General features: G+C 64.2%; 20 protein-coding genes and 1 tRNA gene. 5 read left to right on the top strand and 16 right to left on the bottom strand.

The annotated features are described in order from the left end of the window. Positions 1 to 327: 327 nt before the first annotated feature. The 10 genes from B5X69_RS16430 to B5X69_RS16385 all read right to left on the bottom strand — a co-directional run bounded on the left by B5X69_RS16430 (position 328) and on the right by B5X69_RS16385 (position 7,958). Positions 328 to 1,638 carry an ammonium transporter gene (locus tag B5X69_RS16430; protein ID WP_079639714.1) on the bottom strand — a complete coding sequence of 437 codons (1,311 nt, stop codon included), beginning with the start codon at positions 1,636 to 1,638 and terminating at the stop codon, positions 328 to 330. Positions 1,639 to 1,652: 14 nt separating this feature from the next. Continuing rightward, entirely contained in the window at positions 1,653 to 1,991 is a 339-nt protein-coding gene (locus B5X69_RS16425) for a P-II family nitrogen regulator (RefSeq protein ID WP_003043080.1), read from the bottom strand. 176 nt (positions 1,992 to 2,167) lie between these two features. Next, positions 2,168 to 2,866 carry an endonuclease/exonuclease/phosphatase family protein gene (locus tag B5X69_RS16420; RefSeq protein ID WP_079639680.1) on the bottom strand — a complete coding sequence of 233 codons (699 nt, stop codon included), beginning with the start codon at positions 2,864 to 2,866 and terminating at the stop codon, positions 2,168 to 2,170. Positions 2,867 to 2,930: 64 nt separating this feature from the next. Beyond that, on the bottom strand, positions 2,931 to 3,143 hold the full coding sequence (locus tag B5X69_RS16415) for a putative signal transducing protein (RefSeq protein ID WP_079639679.1): 213 nt from the start codon (positions 3,141 to 3,143) through the stop codon (positions 2,931 to 2,933). Beyond that, positions 3,143 to 3,706 (bottom strand): pyridoxamine 5'-phosphate oxidase family protein, encoded by a 564-nt coding sequence (locus B5X69_RS16410; RefSeq protein WP_079639678.1) that lies wholly within the window; start codon positions 3,704 to 3,706, stop codon positions 3,143 to 3,145. Before B5X69_RS16410 ends, B5X69_RS16415 begins: the two co-directional genes overlap by 1 nt. Before the next feature lie 44 nt (positions 3,707 to 3,750). Next, positions 3,751 to 4,326, bottom strand: a complete 576-nt coding sequence (locus B5X69_RS16405; RefSeq protein ID WP_079639677.1) for a DUF924 family protein — start codon at positions 4,324 to 4,326, stop codon at positions 3,751 to 3,753. Positions 4,327 to 4,330: 4 nt separating this feature from the next. Then, positions 4,331 to 4,735, bottom strand: coding sequence for a hypothetical protein (locus tag B5X69_RS16400; RefSeq protein ID WP_079639676.1), 405 nt, complete (start codon positions 4,733 to 4,735; stop codon positions 4,331 to 4,333). A gap of 163 nt (positions 4,736 to 4,898) precedes the next feature. Continuing rightward, positions 4,899 to 6,110 carry a hypothetical protein gene (locus tag B5X69_RS16395; protein WP_079639675.1) on the bottom strand — a complete coding sequence of 404 codons (1,212 nt, stop codon included), beginning with the start codon at positions 6,108 to 6,110 and terminating at the stop codon, positions 4,899 to 4,901. A gap of 129 nt (positions 6,111 to 6,239) precedes the next feature. Next, on the bottom strand, positions 6,240 to 7,682 hold the full coding sequence (tldD, locus tag B5X69_RS16390; protein WP_079639674.1) for a metalloprotease TldD: 1,443 nt from the start codon (positions 7,680 to 7,682) through the stop codon (positions 6,240 to 6,242). Between the two features lie 66 nt (positions 7,683 to 7,748). After that, entirely contained in the window at positions 7,749 to 7,958 is a 210-nt protein-coding gene (locus tag B5X69_RS16385; RefSeq protein ID WP_079639673.1) for a zinc-finger domain-containing protein, read from the bottom strand. 94 nt (positions 7,959 to 8,052) lie between these two features. On the opposite strand from B5X69_RS16385, the gene B5X69_RS16380 reads away from it, so the two are divergent. Continuing rightward, positions 8,053 to 8,976 (top strand): ABC transporter ATP-binding protein, encoded by a 924-nt coding sequence (locus tag B5X69_RS16380; RefSeq protein WP_079639713.1) that lies wholly within the window; start codon positions 8,053 to 8,055, stop codon positions 8,974 to 8,976. A 98-nt stretch (positions 8,977 to 9,074) separates the two neighbouring features. Beyond that, on the top strand, positions 9,075 to 10,661 hold the full coding sequence (gene nadB / locus B5X69_RS16375) for an L-aspartate oxidase (RefSeq protein ID WP_079639672.1): 1,587 nt from the start codon (positions 9,075 to 9,077) through the stop codon (positions 10,659 to 10,661). 14 nt (positions 10,662 to 10,675) lie between these two features. Here nadB and B5X69_RS16370 read toward each other — a convergent pair whose 3' ends face one another. Continuing rightward, entirely contained in the window at positions 10,676 to 11,878 is a 1,203-nt protein-coding gene (locus tag B5X69_RS16370) for a M20 metallopeptidase family protein (RefSeq protein ID WP_079639671.1), read from the bottom strand. Next, on the bottom strand, positions 11,859 to 12,818 hold the full coding sequence (locus B5X69_RS16365) for an acyl-CoA desaturase (RefSeq protein WP_139375834.1): 960 nt from the start codon (positions 12,816 to 12,818) through the stop codon (positions 11,859 to 11,861). Before B5X69_RS16365 ends, B5X69_RS16370 begins: the two co-directional genes overlap by 20 nt. 84 nt (positions 12,819 to 12,902) lie before the next feature. On the opposite strand from B5X69_RS16365, the gene B5X69_RS16360 reads away from it, so the two are divergent. Further along, positions 12,903 to 13,202: a metalloregulator ArsR/SmtB family transcription factor gene (locus B5X69_RS16360; protein ID WP_079639711.1), complete on the top strand. Its 300-nt coding sequence runs from the start codon at positions 12,903 to 12,905 to the stop codon at positions 13,200 to 13,202. 20 nt (positions 13,203 to 13,222) lie between these two features. Here B5X69_RS16360 and B5X69_RS16355 read toward each other — a convergent pair whose 3' ends face one another. Then, positions 13,223 to 14,395, bottom strand: coding sequence for an acyl-CoA dehydrogenase family protein (locus B5X69_RS16355; protein ID WP_079639712.1), 1,173 nt, complete (start codon positions 14,393 to 14,395; stop codon positions 13,223 to 13,225). A gap of 136 nt (positions 14,396 to 14,531) precedes the next feature. Here B5X69_RS16355 and B5X69_RS16350 point away from each other — a divergent pair, with 136 nt between their 5' ends. Beyond that, positions 14,532 to 15,803: a dipeptidase gene (locus B5X69_RS16350; RefSeq protein WP_079639670.1), complete on the top strand. Its 1,272-nt coding sequence runs from the start codon at positions 14,532 to 14,534 to the stop codon at positions 15,801 to 15,803. Between the two features lie 8 nt (positions 15,804 to 15,811). Here B5X69_RS16350 and B5X69_RS16345 read toward each other — a convergent pair whose 3' ends face one another. Next, positions 15,812 to 16,249 (bottom strand): DoxX family protein, encoded by a 438-nt coding sequence (locus B5X69_RS16345; protein WP_281250950.1) that lies wholly within the window; start codon positions 16,247 to 16,249, stop codon positions 15,812 to 15,814. 11 nt (positions 16,250 to 16,260) lie between these two features. After that, on the bottom strand, positions 16,261 to 17,553 hold the full coding sequence (locus B5X69_RS16340) for an FAD-dependent oxidoreductase (RefSeq protein WP_079639669.1): 1,293 nt from the start codon (positions 17,551 to 17,553) through the stop codon (positions 16,261 to 16,263). A gap of 155 nt (positions 17,554 to 17,708) precedes the next feature. On the opposite strand from B5X69_RS16340, the gene B5X69_RS16335 reads away from it, so the two are divergent. Next, positions 17,709 to 17,782, top strand: a tRNA-Gln gene (locus B5X69_RS16335). Positions 17,783 to 17,823: 41 nt separating this feature from the next. Here the strand turns inward: B5X69_RS16335 and B5X69_RS16330 are convergent. Further along, on the bottom strand, positions 17,824 to 18,078 hold a 255-nt coding region (locus B5X69_RS16330; RefSeq protein WP_217699080.1), incomplete at its 5' end, for a transposase.

Here is an 18,078-nt window from a genome sequence, read left to right as displayed (position 1 = left end):
TTTTGTAAAACGGACGGCTTTTCAAGGGAATATCTGCACCTCCCACAGCGAGGACAAAAAAAGAGGGCCGGGACTTTCGTCCCGGCCCAGCCTTTCAGGCTCTCCCCTCCTGAAACTGTTGACCCAATGAATGCCATATTAATGCCACCTTGGGAAGGCCTAAATTCGCGGCAACCCTGCTTCTATTTTGTGCAGCCGGCGGCGCGCACAAATTGCACAAAAAGAGGCCGGGACTGGTCGGTCCCGGCCACAAGTGGTTCGCAGGAGGAACCCCGTTGGACCCCGCCGCCCTTGAAAGAGGAGAACCGGCGGCGGGTGTCCAGTCCTTTAGTAATTGTAGGCGCGTTCGCCATGCTCGCCGAGGTCGAGACCTTCGCGTTCGACCTCTTCGGAGACGCGCAGCCCAGTGACGAGCTTGGCAACCGTGAAGGCGATGCCTGAGCCGACCGCTGCCCAGAGGACCGCAACGCCGGTCGCAAAGAGCTGGGTGCCGAGCTGCGCGCCGATCGCGTAGTCGGCGGCTCCAGGTCCGCCAAAACCCGGCGCGTTGGTGAAGGCGACGCCGATCGAGCCCACGATGCCGGCAACGCCGTGAATGCCGAAAACGTCTGCCGTATCGTCGAAGCCGAGTTTCGGCTTTGCGACTGTCACGAAGAGATAGGCGATGACCGAGGCGACAGCGCCGAGGACGATCGCCCCGAACGGTCCGGCGAAGCCCGCGGCCGGCGTGATGGCAACGAGGCCCGCGATGACGCCCGAGCAGCCGCCGAGCAGGCTCGGCTTGTGACCCGCAACCTTCTCCGCAACCATCCAGGCAACAGCCGCGGCGGCGGTGGCGGTGAGCGTGTTGATCATCGCCAAGCCGGCGCCGCTGCCGGCACCCAGCGCCGAACCCGCGTTGAAGCCGAACCAGCCCACCCACAGAAGGCCGGTACCGATGAAGGTCATCGTCAGCGAGTGGGGCGCCAGCACCTCCTTGAGATAGCCGATGCGCTTGCCCAGAATGAGGCAGCCGACGAGGCCCGACACGCCCGCGTTGATGTGAACGACGGTGCCGCCGGCAAAGTCGAGAGCACCTTTTTCAAAGAAGAAGCCGCCGGCCGACCATACCATGTGCGCGAGCGGGAAATAGACGATTGTCAGCCAGATCACGGCGAAGACCATCAGCCCCGCAAACTTCACGCGCTCCGCCAGCGACCCGACGACGAGGGCGCAGGTGATGGCGGCGAAAGTCATCTGGAAGCTGATGAAGACATATTCAGGAATGGTCCCCGAGATGCTGTCCGCGGTAACATTCTTCAAAAAGAGGTTCGAAAGATCGCCAAAGAAGGGCCCTGCCTCGGTAAAGGCGATCGAATAGCCCCAGCTGACCCAGACGAGCATCGCGACGCAGGTCACCGCAAGCACATGGGTGAGCATCGAGAGCATGTTCTTGGTGCGAAGAAGGCCGCCATAGAAAAGGGCAAGGCCCGGCAAGATCATCGCGAGCACCAGCACGGTCGAGGTGAGCATCCAGGCGGTATCGCCCGTGTCGATTGTTGGCGTCTCCGCCGCTTCCTGCGCCCAGGCGGGCAGTGCGGCGAACAGCGCGAGCCCCGCGGCCCCGGCGCTCGCCGCCAGCTTGTTTGCGAACGTCATATTATCCCCCTTCATTAGAGAGCGGCCTCGCCGGTCTCGCCGGTACGGATGCGCACGGCCTGACCCACGTCGAGAACGAAGATCTTGCCGTCTCCGATCGACCCGGTGCCGGCGCTTTGCTGGAGTGTTTCGACGACCCGCGGCGCGAGCGCGTCGTCGCAGACGAGTTCGATCTTCACCTTCGGCACCATATTGGTCGCATATTCGGCGCCGCGGTAGATTTCGGTCTGTCCCTTTTGCCGACCAAAGCCCTTGACCTCGGTCACGGTCATGCCGGCGATGCCCAGCCCGGTCAGTGCTTCGCGCACTTCGTCGAGCTTGAACGGTTTGATGATAGCCAGGATCAGCTTCATGATGCCCCCTTTTGCTAATGGCACCATGTTGCGCTGCAACGGTCGTGCCAAATTGCGCCGGCGCAGTTGTCAGCGATATTTTCTGAGGAAAACTGTCAAGCGAGGGCACGAAAGCTTCGCGGAATGGGCAAAAATGTTGCGATTATGCCTAAATTATAGGCAGGGCCCATATGCCGCTAATCGGCGCGCCTGAACCGTGCCCAGATCGGAAGATGGTCCGAGGCGCGCGCGGCGAGCGCGCTCTGGTGCACGCCGGCCTCCACTGCTTCAAGATCGGGCGAGGCGAAGATGCGGTCGAGCTTTGCGACCGGGCGGCGGCTGTGAAAGCTGTGCCCGGTGTCGACGAGCCGATGATGCTCGGCGAAATCGGCAAGGCAGCCCCCTCGATTGCGCCACTCATTGCAATCCCCCATCAATATAGTGGGGAGCGCCTCGCCGTCGGAGACATGGGCAAGGATGGCGCGTGCCTGCTGACGGCGGCGGAGCCCCGAAATGTCGAGGTGCATGCCCACTACGCGCAGCCGAATGTCGCCGATGCGCAGCGTCGCCGCGATCGCGCCGCGCGGCTCGAGCGTCGGCAGGTGCAGCGCGTGGCTTTCCTCCACCTCGACGCCTTTGCGGACAAGAAATGCGTTGCCGTGCCAGCCGATGGCATAGGGGCGGCCATCCAGAAGGTCGACCGGCACATAGTCGCTATGTTCCTCGAACATGTGTGGAGGGATGGCGCTCGCCCGCGTGCCGAAGCGGCGGTCGGCCTCCTGTAGCGCGATGACGTCCGCATCGAGCTCGCGAAGGACCGATAGCACGCGCGCGGGGTCGCGGCGGCGGTCGAGCCCGATACCCTTGCGCATATTATAGGAGGCGACCTTGATCATCGCTCGAGGCGGCTTTCTAGATATTATCGGGAGGAGGACGAACAAGAGCGGGGCCGGGTTGCACCTAGGAGACACCAAACTCCAGCATCAACGCCCGCGCGTTGTCGAGATCCTCGTCGAGGACCATGACCCGGACGGGGATCATCAAGCCCACGCTGTCGGCGATGTTCATGCCGGCGTCGAAGCACACGGCCGGCACGCCTGCCGATTCGAGCCGGCCGCGCAGCAGTTCTGCCTCGACGCCGCTTGGCAGGCGGACGAGCTCGACCAGCGGCATCAGGCGTCGCCCGCGATATAGCGGTCGGTGGGGCGCGTCGGCAGGCCATCGATACTTCGCGTTCGCCCCTCGAATTTCTCCAGCCATTCGGCCGGGTCAGCCTGGCGATGATATTTTTGGAGCGTGTCGCGCTCCTGCTGGAGTTCCATAACCGGCACGCCCCAACCGCAACTCGTCTGAACGCTCTCTACGCTGATATCGAAGATCTGCCGCGTTCCGGGCAACAAGGTGAAATTAGCAGCGAGTGCGTCCCAGCCCTCGTCCTGCGGGAGCACCGGGCGTCCACGGCCATAGATGCGCAAGATCCAGGCCGGACGATCGAAAGCGCAGAACATCAGGGTAATGCGCCCGTCAGCGGCGAGGTGCGCGTGCGTCTCGTTTCCGGAACCGCCGAGGTCGAGAAAGGCGACCCGTGACGAGGAGAGGATGCGAAAGCTGCCAGCATAACCCTTGGGCGACAGGTTGAGCCGTCCCTCCGCCGCCGCGGTCGCGACGAAGAACATCGGCTGCCGCTCGATGAAGGCGACATGCTTGTCGGTCAGCGCGTCGGTGAATTCAGCCATCAGGTCAGCCTAGCGGGCGACAGGGAGGCTTGTCACGCGATCCTTCACCACTGGCTGCCCTCGGCGATCGCGGTTTCTTCCTCCGGCCGGGTTGCCCGGCCGAGCGCGGCGTTGCGATGGGGGAAGCGGCCGAAGCGATCGATCATCTCGAAATGCTTCTGGGCATATTCGTGGAAGATGGGGTCGGCGAGTTGGTGGAACAGGCGCAGCGATTCGCGCTGGTCGTCGATGTCTTCGCTGTGCTGAAGGGGAAGATAGGCAAACTGGCGCCGTTCGTCGGGCCAATTCCGGTCCCACTCTTTTGCGGTGATGCCGCGCGTGATCGCACGGGCAAGGCTGTCGGTTGCGAAGGCCTCGGCGCTGCCCCGATATATGTTGCGCGGTACCTGGTCGAACAGGATCACCGCGGCAAGCGCCGTGTCGGGGTCGGTCAGGAAAGCAGCGGGCGGGAGCGCGCGGAGCACCTCGCGCCAGTCGGCGGCGAGATCGCGAACCGCAGCGTCAAAATCTGGTCCGCCGCCATACCAATTGTCCATGCCATGGTCGTCGAACCAGAAGGCGAGGAGGCGCGCCGCCCAGTCGGCGGGCGGCGCAGCCGTTTCGGTCCGCTCGTTCGTCACGCCGCTATTTCGCAGCCGTGTCGATCTTGCGATAGGGAACAAAATCACCGAGTGCGACGAACCCCGCGTACATATGGCTGTCGCGGTCGTGAAGCTGGATCGTATCGATCGAGCACAGCCGTGTGCCGGTCAATTTGGTCACGAGAATATTGTCGTCGTCGAGCGATTCGGCCCCGCCGCGCGGACGATTGACCCAAAGGGTGCTGCCGATCCGGTAGACGATCGCGGTTTTGTCAACGATCTGCGAACTCGTCGCCGAGGAAAGAGTGATGCAATCCTGCGGCTGGCCGGCGACGCGGCCTTCGAGTATCTTGGCGAGCTTTTCCTCGCCCGTCGGCTTTTCCTTGGCGGCAACGGGCGCGCCCGCGAGGATCGCGGCGGAAAGGATAGTGGCAATCAGCGCACGCATGGTTCGACTCCAGTTGATTCAGGTCTCACCCTGAGATCGCCGGTAGCACAAGGCGGGTGAACGGTCGCTGACTGATTTCCTGATATCGCGCAGCCAGGCCCGTGCCACTCCTTCAAGAAGGAAGAGGCACTCGGCTCCCGTCCGCGATGAGCCCGGGGTCCCCTCAGCACGCACCATCGGGAAGCGGGATGCCGAGCGGACCCTTGCACTTCTTCTTTTTCGGCTTTTCGGCGGGTGCGGAACCTCCCGTATCGTCCATGCCGCCCATCCCGCCGAAATCAGCCCCAACCATCAGCATTGTGTGCGAGCGGAAACGCACCTTTGCAGTCCAGTCGATATTCCAGGGCACATTGCCCGCGGGTTTCGGGGGGTAGGCAAAGTTCGCCTCGGGTCCGAAGGCGTTGAGGTTCCCGATCATCATCTCGCCCGAGGCCTTCTTGACGTCCGCCGGGATCTGGCAGCTCGTCTGGCTCGGCGGCATCACGATCTTCTGGGGGATGAGCTTGGCGACGGTCGCAGGGGGCAGCCAATCCCAAAGGCCGCCGCCAAACTCGCGCGACGCGCTGCTCGTCCACCAGATAATGTCCCCGCCGCTGCCGCCGCGGTCCATGCCGCCGATCGTCCAGGCGACATAGCCGGTGGCATTCTGCACCGGATTCCAGCGGATCATGACGGAGCCGTCACCCTGCGCCGCGGCCGAAGCCTGGAGCGGGGCCATATAATCCTGCGTGAGGGTGAAATTGATGTCCGACCCGATGTTGCTCGCAATGCGGTGCGCTCCGAGCAGCGAGCTGCCTCTCGGCGGCTGCTTGGCGTTCTTGCTGTTTGGCCAGTCGACGTAGGAACGACTGTTCGATTGCGAGACCTCGCGGGCGACGGGCACGGCGGAGGAGAAAAGGCCGGGAGGTATCTGTCCCGCCGCAACCTTGGCGAAATCGATCACAACCGGCTGACCCGGCCCCGCCTTGGCCCCGCAACCCCAATAGAGGAGGAGGCGACCCTTGGGACGCTCGAACTCGGTGGTGTAGCTGCCCTCGCGCCGCTCGGGGCTGATGAGCGGCACGGCTTTTCCAAGCTTCGCCTGCGGTTCGAAATAATGATCGCCCTTCGGAGGCGGTGCGCCCGGCGTCTGGTCGGATCCGAGGCGAAGAAGAAGCTGGTGCGCGACCGCCTTGTCTGGGCCACCGCCGAACATCATGCTCATCGCGCCGCCGACACCGCCCTTGCCGCCGCCCATCGCGGCAAAGCCGGACATGGTTGCCACGTCCATTTCGTAGCGCTCCTTGGGCCCCGACGCTTTCTGCGCCGAGCCGGGAACGGCGGCGAGCGCGGCGGCAAGAGCGGTCACGGAAAGCAGACGCAGAGTCGAGCGCATATAAATTCTCCCTGTTGCCGGAAAAGCCGGCTGACGGTGCGACCCGAATCTTGTCTTTCCAGCGCTATACGCCGACGTATCCCAAGCGCCAAGTGACCGAAATCACAGCGGCCGGCGCTCGGCGATTCCTCATGCGGTGCCGCCCACCGTCAGCCCGCTCACCAGCAAGCTCGGCTGACCGACGCCCGCCGGGACGCTCTGGCCGCCCTTGCCGCAGACGCCGATGCCTTCATCGAGCGCCATGTCGTTGCCGATGCCCGTAACCTTGGTGAGCACGCTCGGACCATCACCAATCAGCGTGGCGCCCTTGATCGAATCGCCAAGCTTGCCGTTTTCGATCTTGTAGGCCTCGGTGCAGCTGAAGACGAATTTGCCCGACACGATGTCGACCTGCCCGCCGCCGAAGCTCTTCGCGAAGATGCCGCTTTTCACCCGCGACAGGAGTTCGGCGGGATCGTCGTTGCCACCACGCATGAAGGTGTTGGTCATCCGCGGCATCGGGGCGTGCGCGAAACTCTCGCGGCGGCCATTGCCGGTCGGAGGAACGCCCATCAGTCGCGCGTTGAGCCGGTCCTGCATATATCCTTTGAGGATACCGTCCTCGATGAGGATATTTTCCTGCGTTGGCGTGCCCTCATCGTCGATGCTGAGCGAGCCGCGGCGCCCGCCCCCGACGGGGCTTGCAAGACTCCCGTCGTCGATCACGGTGACGCCCGGCGCCGCAACGCGCTGGCCGATCCGCCCGGAAAAGGCGCTCGTACCCTTGCGATTGAAATCGCCCTCAAGCCCGTGACCCACCGCCTCATGCAGCAGCACCCCGGGCCAACCGGGGCCGAGCAGCACGGTCATTTCGCCCGCCGGAGCGTCGACTGCGCGCAGGTTGACGAGTGCCTGCGTCAGCGCCTCGTCGATTGCACGGTTCCACTGCTGAGGCTCAAAAAGATGGTCGTACATATAGCGGCCGCCGAGACCGAAATAGCCCGATTCGCGGCGCCCATTCTCCTCGACCACGATCGAGACGTTGAGGCGGACGAGCGGACGCACGTCGGTCGCGAGAAAGCCATCGGCACGAACGATCTCGACGACCGACCAGCTTCCAGCCAGCGTGACCGACACCTGCGCAACGCGCGGGTCACGCGCGCGGGCTGCGGCGTCGACCTCCTGGCAGAGCGCAACTTTACGGGCGAAGGGAATGAGGTCGAGCGGGTTCGCCTCGTCATAAAGGTGGCGATTGGTGCGCTGGGGAGGGCCGGCCGGCGCCTGCTTTGCGGGGTCGAGCAGTGCCAGCGTCTCCGCGGCGCGGCGAATGGCGCCCGCACTGATGTCGCTCGCGTGCGCGAACCCCGTCATTTCGCCCGACACCGCACGCAAGCCAAAGCCCGCATCGGTCGAATAGTCGGCGGTCTTCAGCCGTCCATCGTCGAAACCGAAACTCTCGCTCGCGCGATATTGGAGATAAAGCTCTCCGTCATCGGCCTTCGCGAGCGCTTCGCGCGCCAGGCGCTGCGCCAATTGAGGGTCGAGCGCGTCGGCGCGGTAGAGGAAGCGGCGGGGGTCGGTGGGGCTTGTCATGCCGCTGATATAGGCGCGTGCGGCTGGTGCGCAAAGGCTGATGCGGATTTAAGCGCGCGCTTCGGCTCAACCCTTGTCGGCCACTCCGCCTGCAAGGATGAAACGGCGGTCGCAATAGCCGCAATCGACATAGCCTTCGTCGGGGTCGATCTCGAGCCACACGCGCGGATGGCCGAGCGCTGCGCTAGCAAGGCCGTCGCCCGTGCCGTCGCAGGCGATGCGCGTCTGTTGAACGCGGAGCGTTTCGGGGGCCGGGTCAGGTGCAGCGTTTGTCATGGAGGGCGCCCATAGCAAGCGTCTTGCGCCTCGGCAATCGGCTGCGCGCGCCAGCCCCTTTCGCACCTCCCGCGCCCCCGCTATGGAGACCGCCATGAGTGAAGCCGCCATCCGCATCGACGCCGTCTCGAAAATCTACGCCGGCGGCAAGCAAGCCCTCGACAATGTCAGCTTCGACGTGCCGCGCGGGGAGATTTTCGGACTTTTGGGCCCGAACGGGGCGGGCAAGTCGACGCTGATCAACATCCTTGCAGGCCTCGTCAACAAGACGAGCGGGTCGGCGAGCATCTGGGGGTTCGACATCGACGCCGACCCCCGCAATGCCAAATATTCGATCGGGATCGTGCCCCAGGAGATCGTCTTCGATCCCTTTTTCACGCCGTTCGAAACGCTGGAGAATCAGGCGGGGCTCTACGGCGTCCCCAAGAATCGGCGGATTTCGGAAGAGCTGCTCGCGGCCGTACATCTCTTGGACAAGCGCGACGCCTATGCGCGTACGCTCTCAGGAGGCATGAAGCGCCGCCTGCTTGTTGCCAAGGCAATGGTCCATTCGCCGCCGATCATCGTCCTCGACGAGCCGACCGCAGGGGTCGACATCGAACTGCGCCAGCAACTGTGGGAATATGTCCAAAGTCTCAACGATGGCGGCGTCACGGTGGTGCTGACGACGCATTATCTCGAGGAGGCCGAGGAGCTATGCGACCGCATAGCCATCATCAACCACGGCCGTCTGATCGCGAACAAGCCGACGCGTGAGCTGGTCGACATGGCGCGCGAGAAAATCGTGGTCGTGACGCTCGATCAGGATGTGACCGTGCTGCCGGCGCATCCCGCGTTCGACAAGGTCGAGCGTGAGGGCGAGCACGGCCTTGCGATCAGTTACAACAAGGACCGGATGAACGCGGGCGAGGTGCTCTCCGCGGTGAATGCGATGGGCCATGGCATCGTCGACGTCTCGACGCGCGAGGCTGATCTGGAAGATGTGTTCCTCAATCTGACGCGCGCGGCGAATGGGTAGGTTCTCCTCTCGCTTCGTATCGGGCGAAGCACGAGACCCCTCGGGCTTGCGCAAGATCGCGGGGGTGCCCGGCTTCGCGCGACACGAACGGAAATTCAATGACTGAAACTCTTTCCCATGACGTCATCGTCATCGGTTCCGGCGCCGCAGGTCTGACCGCTGCTATCGCGCTGGCGGATCATTGCCGCGTGCTCGTGCTCGCGAAGGGCGAGCTCACCGGCGGGTCGACCGCGTGGGCGCAGGGCGGAATAGCAGCCGTGCTCGACGCGGGCGATACGTTCGAAAATCATATCGAGGATACGATGGTCGCAGGCGCAGGGCTCAACCGGCGCGAGACGGTCGAGTTCGTGGTCGAGAATGCCCCAAATGCGATTCTGCGGCTGATCGAGATGGGGGTCGCCTTCAACAAGGAGGAAGGCGCGCTCCACCTGACGCGCGAGGGGGGGCATTCGCACCGCCGGATCGTCCATGTCGACGACGCGACGGGCTGGGCGGTGCAGGCAGCGCTGCTCCAGACCGCCCAGGCGCATCCGAACATCACTCTCATGCCGGGGCAGGCGTGCATCGACCTCATCACTGGTCGGCACGAGGAACGCTATTCGGGGTCGGGGCGCGTCTGGGGCGTCTATGCACTCGACGAGGCGACAGGGAAGGTCCACGCGCATGTCGGCCGCGCGACGATCCTTGCAAGCGGCGGGGCGGGGCGTGTCTACCAATTTTCCACCGCCCCGAGGGGCGCGACCGGCGACGGCATTGCCATGGCATGGCGCGCAGGGTGCCGCGTTTCCAACATGGAAATGATGCAGTTTCACCCCACCTGCCTCTACAATCTGGAGGTCAAGAATTTCCTGATCACCGAGGCGGTGCGCGGCGAGGGAGGGATTCTCAAGCATCCGGTCACCGGGCACCGGTACATGCCCGACTACGACCCGCGCGCCGAACTCGCGCCGCGCGACATTGTGGCGCGTGCGAACGACGACCAGATCAAGCGCTTCGGGCTCGACTATGTCCATCTCGACATCAGCGACAAGGATCCGGATTTCGTCGCCAAACATTTCCCGAACATCCACGAAAAGCTGCTGACGCTCGGTATCGACATGACAAGGCAGCCGATACCGGTGGTGCCCGCACAGCATTATACCTGCGGCGGAGTTCTCATCGACCTCGATGGGCGCACCGACCTTCCCGGCCTTTATGCGGCGGGTGAGGTAACCGAGAGCGGTCTTCACGGTGCGAACCGCCTCGCCTCGAACAGCCTGCTCGAATGCTTCGTCTTCGGCGAGGCCGCCGCGAAGCATATCATCGCGAATTGGGACGAGCTTGGCATGCCGCCCGCAATCCGTCCGTGGGACGAAAGCCGGGTCACCCACTCGGACGAAGAGGTGGTCATCAAGCAGAACTGGACCGAAATCCGCCGCTTCATGTGGAACTATGTGGGTATCGTGCGCACCACGAAACGGCTCGAGCGCGCGCAGCACCGCATCAACATGCTCTCAGGCGAGGTCGGTGAATATTACGGTCATTTCCGCGTCACGACCGACCTTATTGAACTGCGCAACCTGCTCCAATGCGCCGAGCTGATCGTACGGAGCGCGCTCCACCGCAAGGAAAGCCGGGGGCTTCATTACACGCTAGACTATCCCCAGCTGGCGGCGGAGGCGGTCGATACGGTGCTCGTGCCGTGAGGGGCGCGTAGGGGCTAGGCAAAGCCTTCGTTCAAGAAACGTTCTGCCAGCGCGGCATGAAGTGCCGCGCCGCGGGCCATGACCTTTTCATCGAGAACCATGCGATTTGAGTGGAGCCCGCAGCATTGCCGCCAGTCGCTGCCCTGCTCGCTCGCACCGAGCCAGAACATTGCTCCGGGAACCTTTTCGAGGACGTAAGAGAAATCCTCTGCGCCCATAACCGGATTGTCCATCGTCAGCCACGCTGCTTCGCCGAACGTTTCTTCGACCACCGACTGGCCGAAGGCAACAGCGCGGCTGTCGCAGATGGTGACCGGGAAGCCTTCCTCGATCGTCACCTCCGCGGTGCAGCCGTGCGCCTCGGCGATGGCTGGGGCGAGGCGCCTCAACTCCGCGGCCACCATCGAGCGGCGATGCGACGAGAGGGTGCGGATCGTGCCGAGCATCTCGGCGGTTTCGGGGATGATGTTGTTGGTTGTCCCGGCTGCGATCTTCGCGATGGTGATCACCGCAGGGTCGAAAACCGAGATGCGGCGCGTCACCATCGTCTGGATCGCGGTGACGATCGCGCAGGCGACAGGGATCGGATCGATACTGTCGTGCGGCATCGAGGCATGGCCGCCTGCGCCCTTGACGCTGATCGACACAACGTCCGACGAGGCGAGCAGCGGCCCGGCGCGGCCCGCGAAGATGCCGTGCGGCGCGTTGGGCATGATATGGAGCGCGAAGGCGGCATCGGGCAGCGGATCGATCAGCCCGTCCTCCAGCATGAAGCGTGCGCCGTGATGTCCTTCCTCGCCGGGCTGGAACATGAACATCACCGTGCCGGGAAGTCGGTCGCGCACGGCGCTAAGCAGCTTCGCCGCGCCGACGAGCATGGCGACATGCGTGTCGTGCCCGCAGGCATGCATCGCCCCTGGCGTCTCCGAGGAGAAGTCGAGCCCGGTATCCTCGAGAAGCGGCAGCGCATCCATGTCACCGCGCAGCAGAACGGTGCGTCCGTTCGAGGGTCCTCGCAGGATCGCGATGAGCCCCGTGGTCGAGGGCCCTTCGCGAAATTCGAGCGGCAATCCTGCGAGGGCCGCCTTGATCTTTGCGAGCGTCTTGGGGTTTTGAAGGCCGAGTTCGGGCTCGCGGTGAATCGCGCGGCGCAGGGCAATGAGGTCGGGAAGGAGCGTGTCGGCCTCGGCGGGCCAGCTATGTGTGAGCGTGTCCATCGCGCGAGTGTGCCGCGAAGCCGGGTTCCTGTCGAGGGACCTCGGTAAGACCAGGGCGCACCCCCATCGTCGTGGGCGTTCGCACGTCCCACACCAGGCCGAAGCGCTCGCACAGGCGAATGAAGGCATAGCCCCAGTCACTCTGGCAGGGATCAAGGCCGATGCGCGCCGAACCCGGGTAGGCGTGATGATTGTTGTGCCACGCCTCGCCCATCGTCGGGATCGCGGCCCATGGCACATCGAACGCCTGGACGCCGTGCGCGTCTATCGTCCAGCGCTGCGGGCCGCGGTTGTGCGCGAGATGGCCGACGAGCCAATGGCCGTGGTTCACGACGGCGATCCGGGCGGCGACGCCCCAGACGACCCATGCCCAACCGCCGATCGCATAGAATAGGAGCGCGACGGGCAATTGCTGCCACCGCCAGCTTGCTTCGAGGCGTCGATAGAAGGGATCCCGGTCGAGTTCGCGAAAGTCGAAGCGCGGCGGACGCTCGAGTTCGAGACGGCAGTATATCTGCCACCAGGCATCGCGGAGCATCGTCGTTCCGTGACGAAGAAAGGGGTGACAATTCGGCTGTCGCTGGGCCCAGTCGCGCGTATCGTGCGCTCGGATGATGCCGTAGGGCCCTGCCATGCCAACGTAGGCGCCGAGCCAGACCAGCGTGCGGGTCAGCCATCGGGGCGCCTTGAAGCTGCCGTGTATCATCATCCGGTGATAGCCGACGCTGTGACCGAGCAGGAGCGCGGCGCCAGTGGTGGCGAGAAAGAGCGCGGCGGCCGATGGAGCGAAGAAGAAAGGCCCCGCGATGATCGTCGCGGCGGCCATCCCGCCGTTCCAGACAATGCTGGGATAGTCGAGGCGGACGTGTCCAGGCACGGGATCGGGACCATCCTCGTCGATCAGATAATTGACGCCATGAGGATCCTCATCGCTCCGCATCGCCCGCCTCCTGCTAAGTAAATAAGAAATTACTTAACTAAATAATCTCTTGTCAAGATGGTCGATGATGCGCATTTGCGTCTTATGGAACGGGTCTTTCAGGCACTGGCATCGACGCCGCGGCGCAAGATTCTGGCATATCTGGCCCATGCGGAACTCAGCGCAGGCGACATTGCGGCGCGGTTCGAGATGAGCAAGCCTGCGGTGTCGCAGCATCTTTCGGTGCTGGAGAATGCGGGGCTGATCGCGAGCGAAAAGCGCGGCCAATATGTCTTCTATCGCCTGCTACCCGACACCCTCGCCAATGTACTCAACGGCTATGTGCAGGAAGTCTGTCCGGTGTCGCGCCCGCTGAAAGCCGAGTCGCGGACGATTGCCGAATAGCGAGCCAGGGGCAAGGAGGGCTAGCGCCCCCCGAACAGCTGCCGCCCTGCCAGATCGAGCATGATTTCCTCGCTGCCTCCCCCAATGGCATTGACGCGCACCTCGCGGTAGATGCGTTCGACCTTGCTGCCGGTGATGTAGCTTGCGCCGCCCAGTATCTGCGCCGCCTCGCGGGCGACAGCTTCGAGCATGCGGGTCGCCTGCACCTTCAGCATCGCAAAATCCGCCGGGCGGTCCTTTCCCTTCTTGACCTGCCAGGCGCAGAGGTCGACCCACGCCTGCGTCGTCTCGATCTGGCGCTCCATGTCGGCGAGCTTGATGCGGATCGATTGATGTCCGACGAGCGGCTTGCCGAAGGTCTCACGCTGCTTTGCCCACTCCGCGGCCTCGGCGAGCGCCACGCGGGCATAGGCGCAGCAGCCCATGGCCATGCCGAGCCGCTCGCTGTTGAAATTGCGCATGATGCCAATGAAACCGCCATTCACTGGGCCAATCAGATTCTCGGCCGGAACGCGCACGTCGCTGAAATGGATCGCGGCAGTGTCGCTGCAGCGCCAGCCCATCTTGTCGAGCCGTGTACGCTCGACGCCCGGAGCGTCCATGTCGATGAGCAGCAGCGAGATGCCCGCAGCGCCCTGCCCCCCGGTGCGCACCGCGCAGGTCAGCCAGTCGGCACGCATGCCGCTGGTGATGAACATCTTTCCGCCGTTGACGATGTAATGGTCGCCCTCCTTGACCGCTCTAGTCTTGAGGTTGGCAACGTCGCTGCCGCCGCCCGCTTCGGTGATACCGAGCGCGATGATCTTGTCGCCCGCGAGCACCGCCGGCGCGACGCGCCGCTTCAGTTCCTCGGAGCCCAGCGCGAGGATTGGGGGCAGGCCGATGCCGTGGGTCATCAGTGAGGCGCCGAGCCCGCCCGCGCCGACCGCGGCGAGCTCCTCGGTGACGACGAGGCTGTGGAAATTGTCGAAGCCTTCCGAATGGCCGCCATATTCTTCGGGATAGCGAAGGCCAAGAATGCCGGCCTCAGCTGCCTTCTTGTGCAGCTCGCGGGGAAGCTCACCCTCTGCTTCCCAGCGGTCGATGTGGGGCGCGATCTCGCGCTCCACGAACCGGCGCACGCTCCGTGCAAGCGCGTCGTGCGTGTCGTCATAGTAGGGCGAGCGGGCGCGCCAGTCGTCGAAAGCGGACATGGCGCGACGCTGGTCTCGATTGACGAGAGCGTCAAGTTCGGGCCGCGCGAAGCGCTTCATTCCCCCCGTTCTCGTGCACGAGTGAGCGGCCGAAATTTCAGCTCGATTTCCGTGTCGCGGCGCTTAATGTCGCCCCATGATGAAACCCTCCCTGCTTGCCGGCATTGCGGCGCTCGCCCTCCTCTCCTTTCCCGCGGCGGCACAGCAGTCGCCTGAAGCAGTTGCCGAGGCCGCGCTCAAGCGCGCGCCGGTTTTCGACGGACACAACGACGTCCCCTGGGCACTTCGCGGGCGGCTCGGCAACGTCATCAACAGCTTCGACTTTGTCGACACCACTGGCACGGCCGAGCCCGACCGCGACCCGCCGCGGATCGCGATGCACACCGACCTCACCCGGCTGCGCAAGGGGCATGTCGGGGCGCAGTTCTGGTCAGTCTACGTGCCTTCGAACGACAATGAGGACGAAGCAGTACGCCAGACCATCGAGCAGATCGACGTCATGAAGCGCCTGATCGCTCGCTACCCCAAGGACATGGCGTTCACGACCAGCGCGGCCGAACTAGAAATGGCGATGAAGGCGGGCAAGGTCGCCGGAATGCTGGGAATGGAGGGCGGGCAGTCGATCGGCTCGTCGCTCGCCGTCCTGCGCCAGATGTACGCCTTGGGCGCGCGCTACATGACGCTGACGCACGGGCGAAACACCCCATGGGCCGACAGCGCGACCGACGCACCCCAGCACGACGGACTCACCGATTTCGGTCGCCAGGTGGTCCGCGAGATGAACCGTCTCGGGATGATCGTCGATCTGAGCCACACGAGTCCCGCGACGATGAAGGATGCGCTCGCCGCATCGAAGGCACCCGTAATGTTCAGCCATTCGGGCGCGCGGTCGGTCAACGATCATCCGCGCAACGTTCCCGACGAGGTGTTGCCGCTCGTCAAGGCAAATGGCGGTATCGTGATGGTCGTCTTCCTTCCCGGTTTCCTCGATCCCGCAGTGCGCGCGCACGGACTCGACCGCGCCGCTGAGAAGGCGCGGCTCGACGGGCAGTATCTCGGCAATCCCGATGGCGCGGCGGCGGCGCTCAAAGCATGGGACGCTGCGCATCCCGTTCCGAAGACGCAGATTTCCAAGGTCGCCGACCATATTGATCATATCAAGGCTGCGATCGGGATCAACCATATCGGGCTCGGCGGCGATTATGACGGGATGGATTCCGCGCCGGTGGGAATGGACGATGTCGCGGGCTATCCCGCTCTGTTCACCGAACTCGCGCGGCGCGGCTATACGCAGGTCGAACTCGAAAAGATCGCGAGCGGGAACATGCTGCGAGTGCTGAAGGGCGTCGAGACCTATGCGGCGAGCCAGAAGAGCGAGCCACCCCTCGAAACGCCTGTCGCGAAATAGAGCGGCGGCTAGCCATCCCGCGCTTTTGTCCTGAATGGCCAGTCTACCGCGCCGCTCGCCCAGAGTGCCCACCAGACGATCAGTGGCTGCGCGGCAAGGCGCGGGGCGTGATAGCCCCAACCGAGCGTTGTGCTGCCGACCGTGACGTGGGCAAAAGCGTGGTAGAAATTCGCGGGCCACACGCAAAGCGCATAGAGCGCAAGCGCGCCGCCCGCGATCGTGCGGGTCGCGGGGACCAAGAGTCCGATCGCGCCGCATATTTCCGCTATGCCGGTTGCGGCGACGACCAAGGCAGGCTCGGGCACCCACGGCGGCGTGATTGCGAGAAAGGGCGCGGGGGTGGCGAGGTGGCGATAACCCGCATAGCCAAAAGCGAGCGAAAGCAGCCAGCGCAGGCCTGTTCGTAATGGATTGGCTGACCGCCGATCCGTTGCTCGCCAAAGCACCCTAAGCCTGCTTAGCGGCCGATCGCGGCGAGCATCGCGTCGATACTGGTAAATTTCTCGCGAGGGGCGCCGTCGATCGCCGCCTTGATCTCGGCCTCCTCGATGCGGCGCCAGTCGCGGAATGTCACGGGGCTTATGCCGCGGCTCGCGAGCAAAGAGTCGAGACCGGGGCGTCCGGCCTTTCCCCCGCCGCGGCCGATATCCTCGAGCAGCATCTCGGCGATGCGCGCCCCGTCGGGTTTGTTGGTGCCGATCGTCCCCGTCGGTCCGCGTCGCGCCCAGCCGACACAATAAAGGCCGGGGAGGATGCGGCCCTCGTCATTGGCGAAGCGGCCGCGGCCATGCTCATAGGGTACGCCGGGAATCGGAGGGGTCTGATAGCCGATGCAGCTCACTACCAGCCCCGCCTCGATCGCATAGGTTTCGCCGGTGCCGTGGCTGCGCAGATCCGCGTCGAGCCTGGTTCTTTCGACGATGACGCGCTGGACGCGGCCCTCTCCCTCGATTGCGACAGGCATGGCAAAGAAATCGAAGTCGATGGTCACCGGCTTGGCGACAGGATTGGCGGCGAAGCTCCTAAGGTGCGTGACCGACTTGCGCATGCCGGGCTCAAGCATTGCGTCGTCGCCTTCAGGTGGAAGATCGGCAGGGTCGACGCGCGGGCTGGCGCGTTCGAGATGCCCGAGTTCGCCGAGCTCCTTGGGCGTCATCGCAATCTGATGAGGACCGCGGCGGCCCAGAATCTGGATGTGGCGCACCCCGCTCTTCGCCAGCGCGTCGCGCGCATGGGCGACGATGTCGCTGCCGGCGAACTCGCCTGGCGTTTTGGCAAGAATGCGCGCGACGTCGAGGGCGACGTTGCCATTGCCGATCACCGTGACGCCGGGTGCATCGAGCGGTGGGTCGAGATGTGCGAAATCGGGGTGCCCGTTGTACCAGCCGACAAATGCGGCGCTGCCGATCACGCCCTTGAGACCGGCTCCGGGAATTTCGAGAGGGCGGTCGTTCGGCGCGCCGGTTGCGAGGATCACAGCGTCGTAGAGCTCAGTGAGTTCGTCGATCGTCACATCATCACCGACGGAAACATGTCCCACGAAGCGGACGTTGTCGGTGAGCGCGACGCCCTCATAGCGGCGTGACACGGCCTTGATCGACTGGTGGTCGGGCGCGACGCCGGTGCGAATCAGACCATAGGGAACGGGCAGGCGGTCGATGACGTCGATTGCTATCTCGTCGGCCTTCTGCAGCGTTTCGGCGGTGTAATAGCCCGCCGGGCCCGACCCGACGATCGCGACATGACGCATCAGCCCACTCCTTCGGGGGGTCCGGCGCGAGATACCGCCCCCTTCTTCGTTGACACCGATGCTAGCGGCGAAATGCGCAAGGGCAAGCGGGCTTGTGCACGAAGTCGCAGCGGCCTTGACAGGCGCGCCGCGCAATCATATTGCGCCCGCCTCATTGCCCCGTCGTCTAATGGTAAGACTACGGATTCTGATTCCGTCTATCGAGGTTCGAATCCTCGCGGGGCATCCAGATTTCCAGGCTCTTCCCCGTGAACGGGGGATGAGGGTGGATCAGACCCGATTGATGACGCCATTCCAACCGCAAAGAGCGAGCACGCGCAAGCGGTAGTTGTGAAAGTTTCGGAAGCCGAACGCGCGGCGCGAGATCATCTCCATCTTTGTGTGAAAGCCCTCGGTGATTCCATTGTTCCTGGAAAAGCGCCACATGCGGGCGACGGGCTCGAGCCAGCTGGTCAGGGTATCGGCGAGGGACTTGAGGGGGCTGGCGGCGAACTGATCGATCAGCCTGAGCAGGTCGGGGATAAG

The organism is Sphingopyxis flava (assembly GCF_900168005.1).
GTDB lineage: Bacteria > Pseudomonadota > Alphaproteobacteria > Sphingomonadales > Sphingomonadaceae > Sphingopyxis > Sphingopyxis flava.
Note: the sequence above shows the minus strand (reverse complement) of the source record. Positions and strands in the feature narration are given on the sequence as shown.